Genomic DNA, 15635 nt, shown 5'->3' on the forward strand with positions numbered 1-15635 from the left:
GGAGCTTGCCTTCAAAATATGGTAGTCGGTCCCACAGAGTCCGACATGCTGATGCTGACCAGCGCCCATCCGGCTTCCGGCTGGCCGGGCGGCGCGGCGTGAATCACCTCCGCCGTTGCGGCAAAGATGCTTATCATGTTAAGGAAGACGCGGCGCTGCCGCAGCGTCACAATCCCGCGACAAGACGAACAATGAGAATGTGGAGGAGACTATGACCGCCCACCACGTGAGCGTCGCCGATGGCGAGGCTTTCCTATCCGCGTCGCGGATGCTGTTCGGCCCGATCACCCAGCGTTTCTCGCGCGGCGAGGCGCCGTCGCTGCCGAAGCTCGTGTCCGTGCATCTCGGCTCCTGTCGGCTCTCCGAGATCAAGGCCAAGTCGCATCTCGTCGTCAGCGACCGCACCTTCTGGCGTAGCTTCGATCCCGATGCGATCAAGATCCTGATGCAGCTCAGCGGCCGCAGCCGTTTCGAGCAGAAGGGGGTCGCGGTCGATCTCGGCCCACGCGCTGCGATCATCTATGATCCAATGCGCAGCTATTCGCTGCAAAACCTGTCGGATGTCGACCAACTCATCCTGCAGGTGCCGCGCTCGACTTTCGGCGACGGGACGTTGACGCGTCTCTCGGCGCCGGTGCCGTTGCCCGGCAACGACGATAGCCTTACCCATATCGTTTCCGGTCTGATGCAGATGGCGATCGGCACCGCGCACAAGCTCGACGACGCCAGTTGCCGCCGTGTCGGAGAAAGCCTTATACAACTCGTCAACGGACTGATCCAGGCAAGGCCGACGGCGTCGGAGTTCCGCCGCTCGCCGCTGGAAGCGCTGCGTGAACGCATCGTCGCCTATATCGACGCCAACCTGGCGCGTTCAAACCTGTCGGCCGAGGACATAGCCCGCCACATGGGCTGCTCCCGCCGCTATCTGCACCGCGCCTTCGAAGGCGAAGGCACCACACTGGAGCGATTCGTGTGGGATAGACGGCTGGAGCGCAGCAAGGAGGAGCTGCTGTCGCCCGCCCGCGCCTCAGCCTCCATCTCGGAAGTCGCGTTTGCCTGCGGGTTCAATTCTAGCGCACATTTTTCGCGGGCGTTCAGAAGCAAGTATGATGTTGCGCCGAGAGACTTGCGGGAGCGAGTGCGAATGGTGGTGGTGCATTAGGAAGGTGCTGCTAGCCGTACCTTTATCGGATACCGCAAACTGTTTTGCACCCATATACGGGCACATTTTATCTCACCTTCTCAAGGACTCTCACTCCCGACCTGCAGCGCTTACGTCTCAAAAGGGCTATACTCAGGCCTCAAGCTGTCCGCGCCCGGCCCGCAAAACTCCGCATCAGCCCCTTCGGCAAGAACAGCATCGCCAAGATGATGGTCAGACCCGAAATCACCGGGTGGTAATCCGGCACCACTATGCGCGCCAGGTCGAACACCGCGTACATGACGAAGGCACCGAGGATCGGGCCGAGCACGGTGCCTGTGCCGCCGACCACAGTCATCATCAGCGGCAAAAGCATCCAGTCAAGGTCAAAGACGGAGTCCGGGCCGACATGGAAGATGTAGTAGGTGTACAGGCTGCCGGCGACGCCGGCGATAAAGGCGCTGCCAGCAAAGGCGGCGACCTTGACCCTTAGCGTGTCAATGCCGTTGGCCGATGCCGCCATCTCGTCGTCGCGCACGGCGACTAGCGCCAGGCCGTAGCGCGAGCGCATCAGCAAGCGGATGGCAAGCGCCGTGCCCACCATCAGGCCGAGCCCGACCAGATAGTGCGGCAAGAGCGTATCGAAGGTGCCGGCGGGCGCCACCACGCCGAAGGCGCCGCCGGTGAAATCACCGCCATTGATGAACATCACCTTGACGATCTCGCCGAAGCCGAGCGTGCCGAGCGCGAAATAGTCGCCGCGCAGCTTTGACAGCAACGGCAGGCCGATGATGATGGCGGCGACGGCCGCGACCAGTCCGCCCAGCATCATCGTCGCCGGGTCGAAATAGTAGATCCGCGGATAGGCGTCATAGAACGAGCCCCAGAGATAATTGCCGCTCCACAGGATGGCGGTGGTGTAGGCGCCGAGCCCGAAGAAGGCATGGTTACCGAGGCTGATCTGGCCGCCGAAGCCGGCAACGAGGTTCCAGCCTTGCGCCATGGTGGCGTAGATGAAAACGAAGAACAGGAGCGAAAAGGCATAAGAATCGATCGCGCCGGGCACGAGCGGCACCAGCGCGAGGGCCGCGACCACAGCAATTGCGATCCCAATCCAGAATTGTTTCGGCAAGGCTTTCTTGATCATGACGCTCAAGCCTTCTTGTAGGGCCGGCTGAACAGGCCTTCCGGCTTGAACATGAGCACCGCCAGGAACACGCCGTAGGCTATGGCGTTGGTCCAGCCGCCCGAGATGAAATACTGCACATAGGCTTCGATCAGACCGAGGATGATGCCGCCGGCAAGTGCGCCCGCTACATTGCCGATCCCGCCCAGCGCCAGCGCCACCAGCGCCTTGAGGCTGAAGATGAAGCCGGCGAACGGGTTGAACGGGAATGTCGTCGCCACCGCGACCCCGGCCGCTCCGGCAAGCGCTATGCCGATCGCGAAGGCGATGGCGTTTACGCGGTGCGGGCTGATGCCCATCAGAGTCGCCGCCTCAATGTCCTCGGAGGCCGCGCGCACCGCCTTACCAACCAATGTCTTGCGCAGGAACAGCACCACCAGGCCGGTACCGGCGAGCGCAATCACGAAGCCCATCGAACGGGTGAAGGAGGTGCGCACGCCCAAAATCTCGATGCCGCTCGCCGTGTAGGAGGTGACGATCGCCGCGGTATTGCCGCCCCAGATAACCGTCATCAGGTTCTGGATCAGGAACATCAGACCGACCGCGATCAAGAGCGAGATGTTGCGGTCCTCCGCTGCCGCCGCGCGGCGAAACAGGCCTTGGTAGACCAACCAGCCGACAACGAGCCCGACGGGCACGACGATCAGCAGCGACACGAAAGGGTCGATGCCGACGCCGTAGAACAGCGCTCGTACGAAATAGGCGGACAGGATGATCATCGCGCCCTGCGCCAGAAAGATCAGCCGCATGGTGCCGAAGATGAGGCTGAGGCCCACCGCCGCAACGCCGTACATGGCGCCACCCAGCGCGCCGTTGAGCGACAGTTGCAGCAGGATTTCGGGAGGCGGAATGTTCTGCATCATTGCACCTCCAATACGCCCATATAGGCCTTCTGGATTTCGGGATCGGCGATGAGCTCGGCACCGGTGCCTTGCATGGCAAGCTCGCCGGTTTTCAGCACAAAGGCGTAGTCGGCGACCTTCAGTGCCTGATGGATATTCTGCTCGACCAAGAGGATGGTGACGCCCTGCTTGTGCAAGGTCTCGATCAGAGCGAACATCTGCTGCACCACGATCGGGCTCAGCCCCAACGACGGTTCATCGAGAATCAGCAGCGACGGGTCCGACATGGTGGCGCGCGCGATGGCCAGCATCTGCTGCTCGCCGCCGGAGAGCGAACCGGCCTTCTGCCCTGCCCGCTCCTTTAGCCGCGGAAACAGCGTGTAAGCTTTCTCCAGCGACTGCTTGAAGCGCTTCCGAACTTTGGGTTGGAAGGCGCCGAGTTCGAGGTTTTCCAGCACCGTCATCTGCCGGAACAGGCCGCGCCCTTCCGGCACATGCGCGATGCCCATCTTCGCGATCTCCTCCGGCGCCTTGCCGGCCAGCAGCGCGCCAGAGAGGAAGATCTCGCCGCGCTTCGGCTTCAGCAGACCGGAGATGGTCTTCAGCAGCGTCGTCTTTCCCGCGCCGTTGGCGCCGACAATGGCGACGATGCTGCCGGGCCCGACGTGGATCGACACGCCCCACAACGCGCCGACGTCGCCATAGGCGACTTCCACGTTGTTCACTTCAAGCAGCCGGTTCGCCAAGATAGGCCTCTATCACTTTGCGGTTGGCAACGATCTCGCGCGGCGTGCCGTCGGCGATCTTCTCGCCATGGTCCAGCACGATTACCCGGCTGCACACCTTCATGATGGCATCGACCTTGTGCTCTACCCACAGGATCGAGACCCCCTTGTCTGTGCGCACGCGGCGAATGACATCGACCATGCGCTGGATCTCGGTCGGGTTCAGCCCCGCCATCGGCTCGTCCAGCAACAGCAGCCCCGGGCGGGAGGCGACGGCTCGCGCGATCTCCAGCAGTCGCCGGTCCGACAGCGTCATGTGTGCAGTGCGGATATCGCGCTTGCCAGTCAGCCCGACCAGTTCAAGGGCCTCCTCGGCGGCTGCCGTCGCATGCTTGACCCGGCCGCCGGAGCCATAGACGGCGCCAACCATGACGTTCTCGAAGGCGGTCATGGTCAGGAACGTGCGCACCAGCTGGAAAGTGCGGGCAATGCCGAGCCGGCAGATGCGATGCGGGGCCGTGCCGGTGATGTCCTCGCCACGGAAGCGGATACGGCCCTGGGTTGGGGTGTAGAGCGCGGTAATTACGTTGAACAGTGTCGACTTGCCGGCGCCGTTGGGACCGATCAGGCCGATCAGCTCATTGGGTCCGACGGCGATGTCGATGTTGTTGAGCACGACAAGCCCGCCGAACCGCTTCTGGATCGCCTCGAGGCGAAGCAAGGTCTCGTCAGGCTGCATCGTGTGTTTCCGTTTCTCCAGGGGAAGCTGTCCATGCAATCTGTCGAGGTCAGCGCCGCCCTCGTCGCCCCGCCGCCCTTCTCCCCGCGTACGACGGGGGAGAAGGGGCGGGCGGCAACGTCGGAGCCCGTGCCCTCGCCGCTCAGCGCTTGTCCCAGGCCGGCGCCGGCTTGTAGGTCCAGTTGCCATTGGGGAAGATCAGCTGGTGCTTGCCTTGCCACCATTGCGTGGCGACGCTGGGGATCAGGGCAAAGCCTGTCTGGTCGAATTTGAGATCGCCGACGACGGTGTCCTTGAATTCCTGGTTGAAGATCACGTCATGCAGCGCGGCGGCATCGGTGGTTCCCGCCTTTTCGATCGCCTGCGCCAGCACCTGCGCATTAGCGTAGAAGGCGCCGACTGTGACGGAGTCCTTCTTGAATTCGGCCTCGTAGCGATCTCCGAGTCCCTTGGCGCCTCGATAGGGATAGCTCGACGACCAGAAACCGTCAGTCATGATGTAGTCTGAATCCGCTCCGAGCGCTTCGTGGAACTCACCCGTCCAGGTGCCCTTCCAGCCATGCAGATAAGGTACGGAGAAGCCGAGCTCCTTCATCTGGCGCAGCAGCGTCACAGTGTCGGCCGGCGAGCCGAACACCAGCATGGCGTCGACGTTGGCGGCCTTGAGCTTGGTGATCAGTGCCGAGTAGTCGGTGGCCCCGATCGCCCAGGGATCGTCCACGGCGAAAGTGTAACCATATTTCTTCGCAGCCGCCTCGAAGGCGCCGCCAAAGCCCTTGCCGTCGGGCGAATCCTCGGTGACAAGAGCCGGGTTCTTCGGCTTCTCATTGGCCGGCAGCTTGTTCCAGATCTCGAATGGCACTTCGGCGCCCGGCCCCGGGTGGAAGAAGAAGAGGGCCGAATATTTGAGCTTCAACGGCTGCCACTCGAACGGGAACGCCGTCGTGATCATGTAGAACTTCTTGTATTTCTCGGCGACGATGGCACCGGCGATGTTCATCGGCCCGGAATGGGTCGATAGCAGCGCGTCGACCTTCTGCACCTTGATCAGGTTTTCCAGCGCCGAGGCGACCTTGCCTTCCGAGCTTTCGTCGTCGGCGACGACGAGGCGCACCGGCAGCTTCTTGCCGGCCGACTTGAGCATGATGCCGCCAGCCTTGTTGATATCGGCCACCGCTTGCTCATAGGCCCATTTCTGCTCCTTGCCGTCGCCGGCCAGCGGCCCGGTCAAGGAGATCGGCGCGCCGATGACGATCTCATCGCCGGCGGCATTCGCGACCCCTGTGACGCCGGCCGCAACTGCGGTCGCCAGCACCAGGCCCGCCAGAATTGCCTTCAGATTTTTTCCCATTGCATCCTCCCAGGTTGTTTCATCGGCCAGACGCATCGGCGCCCGCCCGCATGCCTCAGACCGTCGCTGCCGCGACCAGTCTGGTGTCGGTGAATTGCTCGAAACTCACGGCTTTACCGTCGTCCATCTCCCAGACATGGACGACGCGCGCGGACATTGGCTTGCCGGTCTTCCTGTAGGTGCCCGAATAGGTGCCGATGCCGACGATTGTGGCGCCGCCATCGACCAGTCTTTCGAGCTTCAGCGTGTAGCCGTCCCACTCCTCGCCGATGCGCTTGAAGACCCCCGCTATGATGGCGTCGGGGCCGACATAGGTGCCGGCATAGGGGAAGCCCGCCATTTCGGTCCAGGCGGTGCGGCTGGTGATCGGCGCCATCATCGCGGCCAAATCCTTGGCATCGGAGCCGGCGTAATGAGCCTTGATCGCTTCGTAGTTCTTGTTCATCGCGTTCTCCCGCACGGTCAGACCGGCGCCTTGCCTTCGTCATAGACGGTTCTGGATTTCTTCTCGATGTGAGCGCCTGCCGGCTTGTTCTCGACCTTGCCCAGGCCGGTCACGCCGAGGAATTTCCCGGTCGAGCGCATGACGTCCCAATTGTAGAAGAACAGCGAGGCGACCGGGATGATGAACTCGCGAAAGCCGAACACATATTGGTTGTCTGCAAACTTCCAGGTGGTCGCGAGGTCGACGTCGCCATGGCCACGCTGGATGCCGACGAGGTTCTGCCAGCCATAACGCTCGGAGCTCAGATAGATGTGCTCGTAGACGTGGTTGGGGCTGTAGGTGTAGTGCGCGGTGAGCCCGATCAGGTCCCGGCTCGGCGCCGGCTTGATACCGGTCGGCGCCTTGCCGGGATCCCCGAGTACGCCGGCCGACCAGGTCTGCGCGACGAGCGGCTCGCCGGGCGCTTCGCCTTCTTCACGCACCCGTTCGCGCACCGACAGCACCCGGCGCGTGCTGGTGTTCACGACGTAGGCCTCATCCTCGGTCGGCCGGGCGGCGAAAGTCATGTTGATGAAGAACACATTAGCGGCGACTTCGAGCGCCTCGTACCAGTCCGCCCCCGCCTCGCTACCCTCGCTCCACGCCACCGTGTCGGCCGACGTGAAGGCAAGGTCGATTGTGCGCCCGGTGTCCAGCGTGATCTTGAAGGTCTGGCCGCGCAACGCTGACGTCGTCGCCAGCCGGTTGGTGGCGATGCCGGCGGCGAAATCATCGAAATGCTTCCAGTCCGCCGGCCTGTTCTGGTCCTTCATCGCACTCTCCCAATCAATCGACAAAAGCTAATGTCGGCAGGTCGACGACGGTAGCGCCGCCGTCGACGGTCAGGATCGAACCGTTCATCATGGCCGCCTCGCTCGAAGCGACGAAGCAGATAACGTTGGAAACCTCTTCCGGTGTCGCCGAACGGCCGAGCGGCACATCCTTGGTCACCAGACGGTAGGCCTCGTCGGTCGAGCCAAGTCCGTGTTTCTCGACGATCAGCGCCATCTGCTCGTCGGCCATGTCGGTTGAGACCCAGCCCGGGCAGATGATATTGGTGCGCACGCCCTTGCGGCCATAGTCGCGCGCCAACGATTTGCCGAAGCCGATGCAGGCGTGCTTCATGGTGACGTAGCCGGCAGCGTCCGGGCCGGCAAACAGCCCGGCGATCGAGGCAACGACGACGATGTTGCCCTTCCGCGCGATCAGGTCCGGCAGGCATTCGCGGGCGCAAACGAAAGCGGTGTCGAGATTGGTGCGCGTCGCCAGGCTCCAGGTTTCGTCGCTCATCGAAATCGTCGGGCCGACACCATGGCCGCCGGCATTGGCGACGAGGATATCGACCGGTCCGATTTTTTCATGCACTTCGGCAAGCGCCGCACGCACCGCCTTCGGATCGGCGGCATCGCCCTGCACCACCAGACCGCCAATATCCCTGGTGACGGCGTCCAGCGGCTCGCGCCGCCGGCCCATCAGCACCACCTTGGCGCCGTCCGCCGCCATGCGCCTTGCGACCGCGGCACCAATGCCGGTGCCGCCGCCAGTGATGAAAGCCGTCTTTCCGGAAAATCGCATGGTTCCATCCCGATTGGTGCTGTGCCGGCTGCGCCGATCTTCGCTGGGCATAGTGCGGCATCAGCCGTTTCGCGTCTTGTCCAAGCGGGAACTTTGTTTTGACTGAGCGCGCACTTCGCGCCTCGTCCATTGATGCCGCGCGACCTCTCGGCCGCGCGGCAGCCGCCACCCCCGCAAGAGCAATTCCAGGAAAGTGTGAAGCGGTTTTCCCGGGGAAAGTGCGTAGCGCTTCCCCTGGGGAATTGCGCCAAACAAAGAAGGGGCCTATTTCTTCACCGCTTCGAGATCGATGACGATGTCGACATCCGGGCCGAGGCCGAAGCCGGCGGCAGCCTTGGCCATCGGGAAATCCGCGGTGCTGATCTTTCCGGTGGCCGTGAACGCTGCCTTGGTCAGCGTCGCATCCCAGGGCGCCGGCGCCTCGTTGATCAGCGTCACGTCGAGTGTGATCTCCTTGGAGACGCCGCTGATGGTGAGATTGCCGGTCACCTTGCCGGTCTTGTCGCCGACCTTCTCGATCTTGGTGCTCTCGAACAAGATCGCCGGGAATTCGGCGGCGTTGAAGAAGTCCGGGCCTTTCAGGTCGCTGTCGCGCTGGTCATAGGCGGTGTGCACCGAGCCGACATCGAGCTCGGCCTTCACGCTGCTCTTCGACGGATCGGCCTTGTCCATGACGATGGCGCCCTTGACGGCATCGAACTGACCATGCGCGATGCCATAGATGCCGTGCTTGATGGTGAAGGTGACCCAGGCGTGCTGGCCATCGATCTCGTAGTTTTCGGCGTGCGCGGCCGATGCGAACGCGCATGTCGAGGCAAAGGCCAGCGCGGCCGTCAGTTTTCCTATTGTCACGTATCTCTCCCCATTGTTGGTTGTCATTTCTTGGCTCAGGAAAAGCCAAGCGCGGCTCCGTGCGGCGCCCGAACGATCGCCGTCAGGATGGCCAGCATCGCCGGCATGGCGATCAGCAGACCGGCAACCAGCGGCCGCAACGGCCTGATGCCGGGAACAAGGCGCCGCAGCGGACCGGGCACCAGGGCAGCCACGATCAGCGGCAAGGGCGAAAGCACCAGCGCGACCGGATTGGCCTTAGGCGCCAGCAGCGCCATCTGGATCAGCACCGTGGCCGCGGCGTAGACGAGGATCAGCTCGGCGCCCTTGCTCCAGGCGGCCGCCGTGCCGCCGCGCAGCACCGCGATATACTGGACGAGGCACCAGCCGCCGGCGAGCGCGGCCAGCGATCCCAGCAACTGCCCGGTGATGATCGACGCGCCAAGCACCGAGATGATGGCGCCGGCCAGGCACATGGCGAGCATGGCCGCGGGTGCCAGGAACGGATCCTCCACCAGCGGCGACGGCAAAGCCTTCAGGGACAGCAGCATCGCGACGCCGACGATTACGAGAAGGCCGGTGACGAGGGCTGCGATCATCTGCGGATCGAGCGAACCGCCAGCAAGGCGGCGCCAGCCGAGCCACAACAGCGCCGCCGCAAGGGCCGCGGCGACCAGCACGCCCGGGGTGCTCAACAGGCGCTCGGGCAACAGCCCGATGAGAATACCGGCAACAGCGAGATAGATCAGCTTCTGGCTGGCGGCGACGGGCGGCACGACCGGCGGGCCAAGCGTGTCCCAGTAGAAGAACAGCAGCAACGCGGCCCAGATCAACGAGAGCGCCGGCGAGGATCCCGGCAGCGCAAATCGTCCCAGCAACGCCATCGCCATGCCGAGCACAAGCGGCAGCGCCGCCGTGGTGACCATCGGATTGCCCAGCAATGCGCTCAATGGCCGACACCTCTTCGCGTCAGGGAGGCTCGCGCAAAACGCGCGGCTCGATGCGATCCTGATCTAGGCCACTCAATCGCGAGGTGTCTTGTCCGAGCGGGAACTTTGTTTTGACTGAGCGCGCACTCGCGCCGCCTTTGGCTTGAAGCCAGTCCATGCGCTCCATAACCCTCGCTGCACCGTGTTCATCAACATCGAGGAGGATGGCATGAACGAGAGAATGGTGCCGCCGATCAGCCCAGCCGCCGCCGCGTTCCTGGCGCGTTCGCACCGGCCCTTCATCAATGGCCGCTTTGTTGACGGCCTTGCCGGTAACGACCTCCCCGTCGACGATTCCGCCTCCGGCGAGATCGTCGCCCGTGTCCCCGAAAGCGGCCCCGAACTGGTCGATCGGGCGGTGCACGCGGCGCGTGCGGCGCTCGAAGGCCCCTGGGCGTCGATGCGGCCGGTCGATCGCCAGAACCTGATGCTGAAACTCGCCGACGCGGTCGAGGCCGACGCCGACCTTCTGGCCGAGATCGAAAGCATCGAGAACGGCAAGTCGCTCGGCGTCGCCCGTATGCTCAGCGCCGGCGGCACCGTCGACTGGCTGCGCTACTATGCCGGCTGGGCGACCAAGATCGAGGGCTCGACCTTCCAGGTGTCCATCCCCGTGCCGCCGGGCGCCAGACACCAGGCGATGACGGTGATGGAGCCGGTCGGCGTCGTCGGCGCCATAGTGCCGTGGAATTTTCCGCTGCTGATCGGCATGTGGAAGATCGCGCCGGCGCTCGCTTGCGGCTGCACCGTGGTGCTGAAGCCGCCGCAGGAAACGCCACTAGGCCTGCTCAGGCTCGCCGAACTGATCGAAGCCGTTGGCTTCCCGCCGGGCGTCGTCAACATCGTCACCGGCAGCGGCAGCGTCACCGGCGAGGCGCTGATCCGCCATCCCGGCATCGACAAGCTGACCTTCACCGGCTCGACGGAAGTCGGCAAACGCGTCGGCCATGCGGCGGTCGACCGTGTCGCCCGCTTCACGCTGGAGCTCGGCTCGAAATCGCCGATGATCCTGCTTGCCGACATGGAGGAAGGCATCGAGCCGCTGGTCGCCGGCCTTGGCATGTTCTTCAACCAGGGCCAGGTCTGCACCTCGGCCTCGCGGCTCTTGATCGAGAAATCGATCTACGACCGCACGCTGGCAAGGCTGGCCGAAATCGCCGACGGCATGACGCTGGGCGCCGGCCGCGATGCCGAAGCGCAAATCAATCCGCTGGTCTCGGCCAAGCACCGGAAAAGCGTCGAGGGCTTTGTCGAGCGTGGACTGGCGGCCGGAGGCGAGCGGGTCAGCGGCGCGCGACCCTTGCCGGCCAGGGGCCATTATGTGGCGCCGACCATCCTGCACAATGTCCGACCCGACATGGAGATCATGCGCGAGGAGGTGTTCGGGCCGGTGGTGGCGGCAATGCCAGTCGCCGACCTCGACGAGGCGATCCGCATCGCCAACGACACGCGCTATGGTCTCTCAGCCTCGATCTGGACCCGCGACCTGGGCAAGGCGATGACCGCCATCCACAGCCTAAAGGCCGGCACCGTGTGGGTCAATTCGCACAACACGCTCGACCCCGCCGCACCGTTCGGCGGCTTCAAGCAGTCCGGCATCGGCCGCGAACATGGCCGTGCCGCGATCGAAGGCTATCTCGAGACCAAGACCGTCATCATGCGCTACGCCTGACACGATGAGCGCCGAATACGACTACATCATCGCCGGCGCCGGATCGGCCGGCTGCACGCTGGCCAACCGGCTGGTCGGATCAGGCAAGCGCGTGCTCCTCGTCGAGGCCGGGCCGGCCGACAACACCAGGCTCATCGACATGCCCGCCACCTTCGCCAAGGTGATCGGCACGGCGCGCAGCTGGATCTACGAATCCGAGCCGGAACCGAGCGTCGGCGGACGCCGGCTGCCGGTGCCGCAGGGCCGCACACTGGGCGGCGGCTCTTCGATCAATGCCATGCTCTATGTTAGGGGCCAACCGCAGGATTATGATGGCTGGCGCGACCTCGGCTGCCCCGGCTGGGGCTGGGACGAGGTGCTGCCGGTGTTCCGGCGGCTTGAGCGCAACGAGCGCCTCGCCGGCGAACGCCACGGCACCGAGGGACCGCTCCCGGTCTCCGATCCGCGCTACCGCCATCCGTTGTCCATGGCCTATGTCAAGGCGGCGCAACAGGCCGGCTTCCGCTACAATGACGACTTCAACGGCGCCGGGCAGGAGGGCGTCGGCTTCTACCAGACGACTACATCGAATGGCGAACGCCAGTCGGCGGCAAAAGTGTTCCTCAAGCCGCTGGCCGGCAATACCAATCTCACCGTCGTCACCGATGCGCTGGTCACCGGCGTGACGCTGGAAAACGGCGCGGCGAGCGGCGTTGCCTACACCACTTCGGATGGCCGGAACCACGCGGCGACGGCAAAGGCCGAGGTGATCCTCACCTCGGGCGCGCTGGCAACGCCGAAATTGATGATGCTGTCGGGACTGGGACCCGCCGAACATCTGGCCGGGCTCGGCATTCCGGTCATCCGCGACATGCCTTCGGTCGGCCGCGACCTGCAGGACCATGTCGCCGCCCCCGTCTATGCGCTGACGCGCCAGCCGATCTCGCTGCTCGGCGAGGACCGTGGCCTGCGGGCGCTGCGCCATGGCATACAGTACATGCTGTTCCGCAGCGGCCTGCTCACCTCCAACGTCGTCGAAAGCGGCGGCTTTTTCGACACCGATGGCGACGGCCGGCCCGACATCCAGTTCCACGTCCTCCCGGTGATGATCGAAAGCGCCGAGCACGGCTCGATCGATCGCCACGGCATGGAGCTCAACCCTTGTGTGCTCAGGCCAAACTCGCGCGGCATGGTCAGGCTGCGGTCGCGCGACGCGGCCGCCCCGATCCGCTTCACCACCGGCTTTCTGACCGATCCCGGCGATCTTGCCCTGCTGCTCGCCGGCATGAAGATCGCCCGCACCATCCTGCGTCAGCCGGCCCTGCAGGCGGTGATAGCCGAGGAGCTGTCGCCGGGCGGGGCCGCCGACCTTTCCGATCAGTCCATAACAGACCACATCCTCGAACACGCCAAGACGGTTTATCACCCCTGCGGCACCTGCCGGATGGGCACCGATGACCAGGCGGTGGTCGACCCGCAATTGCGCGTGCGCGGCGTGCCGCGCCTACGCATCTGCGACGCCTCGATCATGCCGCGTCTCATCAGCGGCAACACCAACGCGCCGGTGATCATGATCGCCGATCGGTGCGCCGATTTCATCCTCGGCAGCGCTTAGCGAGAAACGGGCAGCCCAGAGAAATCCCGGCTGTTTTGAGACGGTGTATCTGTCCAGCGCATGCAGCGACTTTGTCGCGACCGAAACCGGACAGCTTGACGCCGCCGGGCGGCACGGTGATGTCGGCGCCGCCATACATTGCATAGGTCCTATCAAATCGAGACTGGGATAGCGATGCCAACGCGCTGCTGTTGGCCGCCAGAAAGCTGGTGCGGAACGCCTGGAGAAATTCAGGCGATGCAGGCAGCTTCACCAGACGCAGCAGTTCCAGCAGCATCCATGACGGCGCCGAAGTCGCGCCCGGCTTCCAGATCATCGCTGCGCCGGCCACACGCCCGGCCACTCGGTCTACCTCGCAAACTACGGCAAGGAACAGCGCATGATTTCGGGCGACACGATGTATGTGCCAGCGCTGCTGGCGCCGCATCCGGAGTGGCAAGGCAGCTACGACCAGGACGGGCCGATGGCGATCACCACGCGGCACAAGCTGATCGATCGCGTGATCGCCGACAACATCCGGATCTCGGGCGGGGGCTCTCAGAGAAGTTCCTGCTATTGCTGCTGCAGGCCGGTGATCATGGCAATGATCTCGTTCTTATCGGTCTTCGCGGTCTCGCGAATTCCAATCTGCTTGCCACGCCTGAGAACACAGATGCGGTCGGAGAGCTTGAAGACCTGGTCGAGGCTGTGGCTGATGATCAGGATGCCGACATTGCGCTGCTTCAGCGACTGGACGATAGCCTCCACCCGGGCGGTTTCGGCAACGCCCAGCGCCGCCGTCGGCTCATCCAGCAGGATCAGCTTGCTTGCCCAATGCGTGGCGCGCGCGATCGCAACGCCCTGGCGCTGGCCGCCGGAGAGATCGCGGATAGTGGCGTGGGCGGAGGGGATGCGCACGTCCAGTTCCTTCACCAGTTTCTCGGTCTCGTCGATCATGCGGCGGCGGTCGAGCAAACCGAGGCGGTTCAGCGGCTCGCGGCCGAGGAACATGTTCATGTAGACCGTCTGCTGGTCGGCCAGCGCCAGGTCCTGGTAGACGACCTCGATGCCGTGCGCGCGCCCCATGGTGGCATTCGACATCGTCACCGGTTTTCCTTCGATGACGATGGTGCCGGACGAGGGCGGGTGGACGCCCGAGACGATCTTGACCAGCGTCGACTTTCCGGCGCCGTTGTCGCCGACGAGTGCAACGATCTCGCCCGGGAAAACCTCGAGCGAAAAACTCTCGATCGCGGTGATGCCGCCGAAATTCTTGCGAATGTCGTGCAGCTGAAGGATGGGCGCGCTCACCGTCATGTGTTTCTCCTAGACTGGCCAGGCATAGGGTTCACCGAAGCCGTTCTCGATGGTTTCCACTTTCGGATTGTCCGTCGAAATGCCCGACACGCCGACAATATGGGCGCGGGTGACGAAGGCCTGGCCACGGAAGCCGAACACGGCGCTGTCGCCAGGCTTCGGCGCGTTCGCGCCGGCGGCATCGATCATGGCGTAATAGTCGATCGCCGAGGGCGGCGGCACCTCGACGCTGCGCAGTGCCGAGCCTGCCGTCGTCGGTTCAGCCGAGACGATCGCCTTGACGTCGTAGTCGGGGAAGATCGGATCGATGTAGAAGCCGCCGCCAAGGCAATAGGCCTTGCCGCCGGAGAGATGCGAGACCTCGGTGAGATAGAGCACCGCCGGCAGCTCCGGCAAATCTTCCATGACATGCAGCGCGGTGGTGCCATGCAGTCCATTGCCGGGCTCGCATTGCGTCGCGCCGGCCTCGGCGAGTGCCGCCAGCATAACGCTCGACGTGGTGCCCGGCGCGTTGATCTCAATGTCCTTGCGGCCTGCCTTAGCCAGCGCTTCCGCAGCTTTCGCGAGCGTCGCCAGATTGGGGGTCGGCAGCACTTTTCGCGAAGCATGGTCGAACAGCAGAGCAGGGAAAGTGGTGATGCCGGCGAAACGGCCGCCTTCGACGGCATCCAGCCGGTCGGCGACATCGATAATGTCGGCGGCATTGAAACCGCCTTCATGGCCGCGATAGAAGATATCGCCTTCGGCGGCGATGCGGGCCAGCAGGTCCTGCACATAGCCGGCCGCCTTGGCGCCTGTTGCCGCTTCCCCAGCCTTGGTATCGTTGAACACGGTCCAGTAGTCCGGCTTGAAGGTTTTCGCCGCAGCCGCCGCTTCGAATTTTGCGACCTGCTGGAGATGGCCGAGATGGCCAAGCTTCATGCCTGCCTTGTGGGTGGCGCGGGCGCAAGCCATGTCGACGGCGACCGCGCGGTCAATGCCGCCGCGCATCACGGCCCGGCAGAACGACGAGGAGCGGCCGACCTGCTTGGTCATGGCGAAGATCTTCAGGCCGTTGCGGCTGGCTTCGCTCTTGAGAACCCGCGCATTGGCCTCAACCGTGTCGAGATCGAGCACATAAGCATTGGCCGGCAACTTACCTTGCTGGTGCAACCGGATAGCTGATTCGATGAAGGCGGGGTTGCGGCGGCGCAAAATGTCGAGAAACATG

General features: G+C 64.1%; 16 protein-coding genes and 1 pseudogene. 4 read left to right on the top strand and 13 right to left on the bottom strand.

What is annotated here, in order from left to right; genetic code table 11:
• Window positions 1-211 precede the first annotated feature (211 nt).
• Entirely contained in the window at window positions 212-1162 is a 951-nt protein-coding gene (locus NLY43_RS10245; RefSeq protein WP_023710096.1) for a helix-turn-helix domain-containing protein, read from the top strand.
• 139 nt (window positions 1163-1301) lie between these two features.
• On the opposite strand, the gene NLY43_RS10250 is transcribed toward NLY43_RS10245, so the two are convergent.
• The 10 genes from NLY43_RS10250 to NLY43_RS10295 form a co-directional block, all read right to left on the bottom strand.
• Complete coding sequence (locus NLY43_RS10250) at window positions 1302-2288, bottom strand: branched-chain amino acid ABC transporter permease (protein ID WP_023686861.1); 987 nt, start codon at window positions 2286-2288, stop codon at window positions 1302-1304.
• Window positions 2289-2293: 5 nt separating this feature from the next.
• Window positions 2294-3190 carry a branched-chain amino acid ABC transporter permease gene (locus tag NLY43_RS10255; RefSeq protein ID WP_023686860.1) on the bottom strand — a complete coding sequence of 299 codons (897 nt, stop codon included), beginning with the start codon at window positions 3188-3190 and terminating at the stop codon, window positions 2294-2296.
• The gene (locus NLY43_RS10260; protein ID WP_023710098.1) at window positions 3187-3903 is read right to left on the bottom strand and encodes an ABC transporter ATP-binding protein; all 717 of its coding nucleotides are present in this window, start codon (window positions 3901-3903) and stop codon (window positions 3187-3189) included. The genes NLY43_RS10255 and NLY43_RS10260 overlap by 4 nt, the downstream gene beginning before the upstream one ends.
• A complete protein-coding gene (locus tag NLY43_RS10265) occupies window positions 3896-4633 on the bottom strand; it encodes an ABC transporter ATP-binding protein (RefSeq protein WP_023723345.1) in 738 nt (245 codons plus the stop codon). The genes NLY43_RS10260 and NLY43_RS10265 overlap by 8 nt, the downstream gene beginning before the upstream one ends.
• Window positions 4634-4775: 142 nt before the next feature.
• Window positions 4776-5984, bottom strand: a complete 1209-nt coding sequence (locus tag NLY43_RS10270; RefSeq protein ID WP_023710099.1) for an amino acid ABC transporter substrate-binding protein — start codon at window positions 5982-5984, stop codon at window positions 4776-4778.
• Between the two features lie 55 nt (window positions 5985-6039).
• Window positions 6040-6429, bottom strand: coding sequence for a nuclear transport factor 2 family protein (locus NLY43_RS10275; protein WP_023710100.1), 390 nt, complete (start codon window positions 6427-6429; stop codon window positions 6040-6042).
• A gap of 17 nt (window positions 6430-6446) precedes the next feature.
• Window positions 6447-7241, bottom strand: a complete 795-nt coding sequence (locus NLY43_RS10280) for a MoaF C-terminal domain-containing protein (RefSeq protein WP_023710101.1) — start codon at window positions 7239-7241, stop codon at window positions 6447-6449.
• A 13-nt stretch (window positions 7242-7254) separates the two neighbouring features.
• The gene (locus NLY43_RS10285) at window positions 7255-8043 is read right to left on the bottom strand and encodes an SDR family NAD(P)-dependent oxidoreductase (protein WP_023710102.1); all 789 of its coding nucleotides are present in this window, start codon (window positions 8041-8043) and stop codon (window positions 7255-7257) included.
• 264 nt (window positions 8044-8307) lie between these two features.
• Window positions 8308-8895 carry a YceI family protein gene (locus NLY43_RS10290; protein ID WP_023710103.1) on the bottom strand — a complete coding sequence of 196 codons (588 nt, stop codon included), beginning with the start codon at window positions 8893-8895 and terminating at the stop codon, window positions 8308-8310.
• Window positions 8896-8930: 35 nt separating this feature from the next.
• Complete coding sequence (locus tag NLY43_RS10295) at window positions 8931-9824, bottom strand: hypothetical protein (protein WP_023723347.1); 894 nt, start codon at window positions 9822-9824, stop codon at window positions 8931-8933.
• Window positions 9825-10032: 208 nt separating this feature from the next.
• On the opposite strand from NLY43_RS10295, the gene NLY43_RS10300 reads away from it, so the two are divergent.
• A complete protein-coding gene (locus NLY43_RS10300; RefSeq protein ID WP_156935482.1) occupies window positions 10033-11535 on the top strand; it encodes an aldehyde dehydrogenase family protein in 1503 nt (500 codons plus the stop codon).
• Window positions 11536-11539: 4 nt separating this feature from the next.
• Window positions 11540-13129 carry a GMC family oxidoreductase gene (locus NLY43_RS10305; protein WP_023695130.1) on the top strand — a complete coding sequence of 530 codons (1590 nt, stop codon included), beginning with the start codon at window positions 11540-11542 and terminating at the stop codon, window positions 13127-13129.
• Here the strand turns inward: NLY43_RS10305 and NLY43_RS10310 are convergent.
• Window positions 13110-13445, bottom strand: a complete 336-nt coding sequence (locus NLY43_RS10310) for a hypothetical protein (protein ID WP_023710106.1) — start codon at window positions 13443-13445, stop codon at window positions 13110-13112. The two genes, NLY43_RS10305 and NLY43_RS10310, sit on opposite strands and share 20 nt — an antisense overlap.
• On the opposite strand from NLY43_RS10310, the pseudogene NLY43_RS10315 reads away from it, so the two are divergent.
• Window positions 13405-13658 (top strand): annotated as a pseudogene (locus tag NLY43_RS10315) (MBL fold metallo-hydrolase); the annotation flags it as partial. The gene NLY43_RS10310 and the pseudogene NLY43_RS10315 sit on opposite strands and share 41 nt — an antisense overlap.
• Window positions 13659-13681: 23 nt before the next feature.
• Here NLY43_RS10315 and NLY43_RS10320 read toward each other — a convergent pair.
• Together NLY43_RS10320 and NLY43_RS10325 are read right to left on the bottom strand one after the other, a co-directional pair.
• Entirely contained in the window at window positions 13682-14425 is a 744-nt protein-coding gene (locus NLY43_RS10320; protein WP_023686849.1) for an ATP-binding cassette domain-containing protein, read from the bottom strand.
• 9 nt (window positions 14426-14434) lie between these two features.
• A complete protein-coding gene (locus tag NLY43_RS10325) occupies window positions 14435-15634 on the bottom strand; it encodes an alanine racemase (protein ID WP_023710107.1) in 1200 nt (399 codons plus the stop codon).
• Window position 15635: the final 1 nt, after the last annotated feature.

This window comes from Mesorhizobium sp. C416B, assembly GCF_030323165.1.
In the GTDB taxonomy this organism is placed as follows: Bacteria; Pseudomonadota; Alphaproteobacteria; order Rhizobiales; family Rhizobiaceae; genus Mesorhizobium.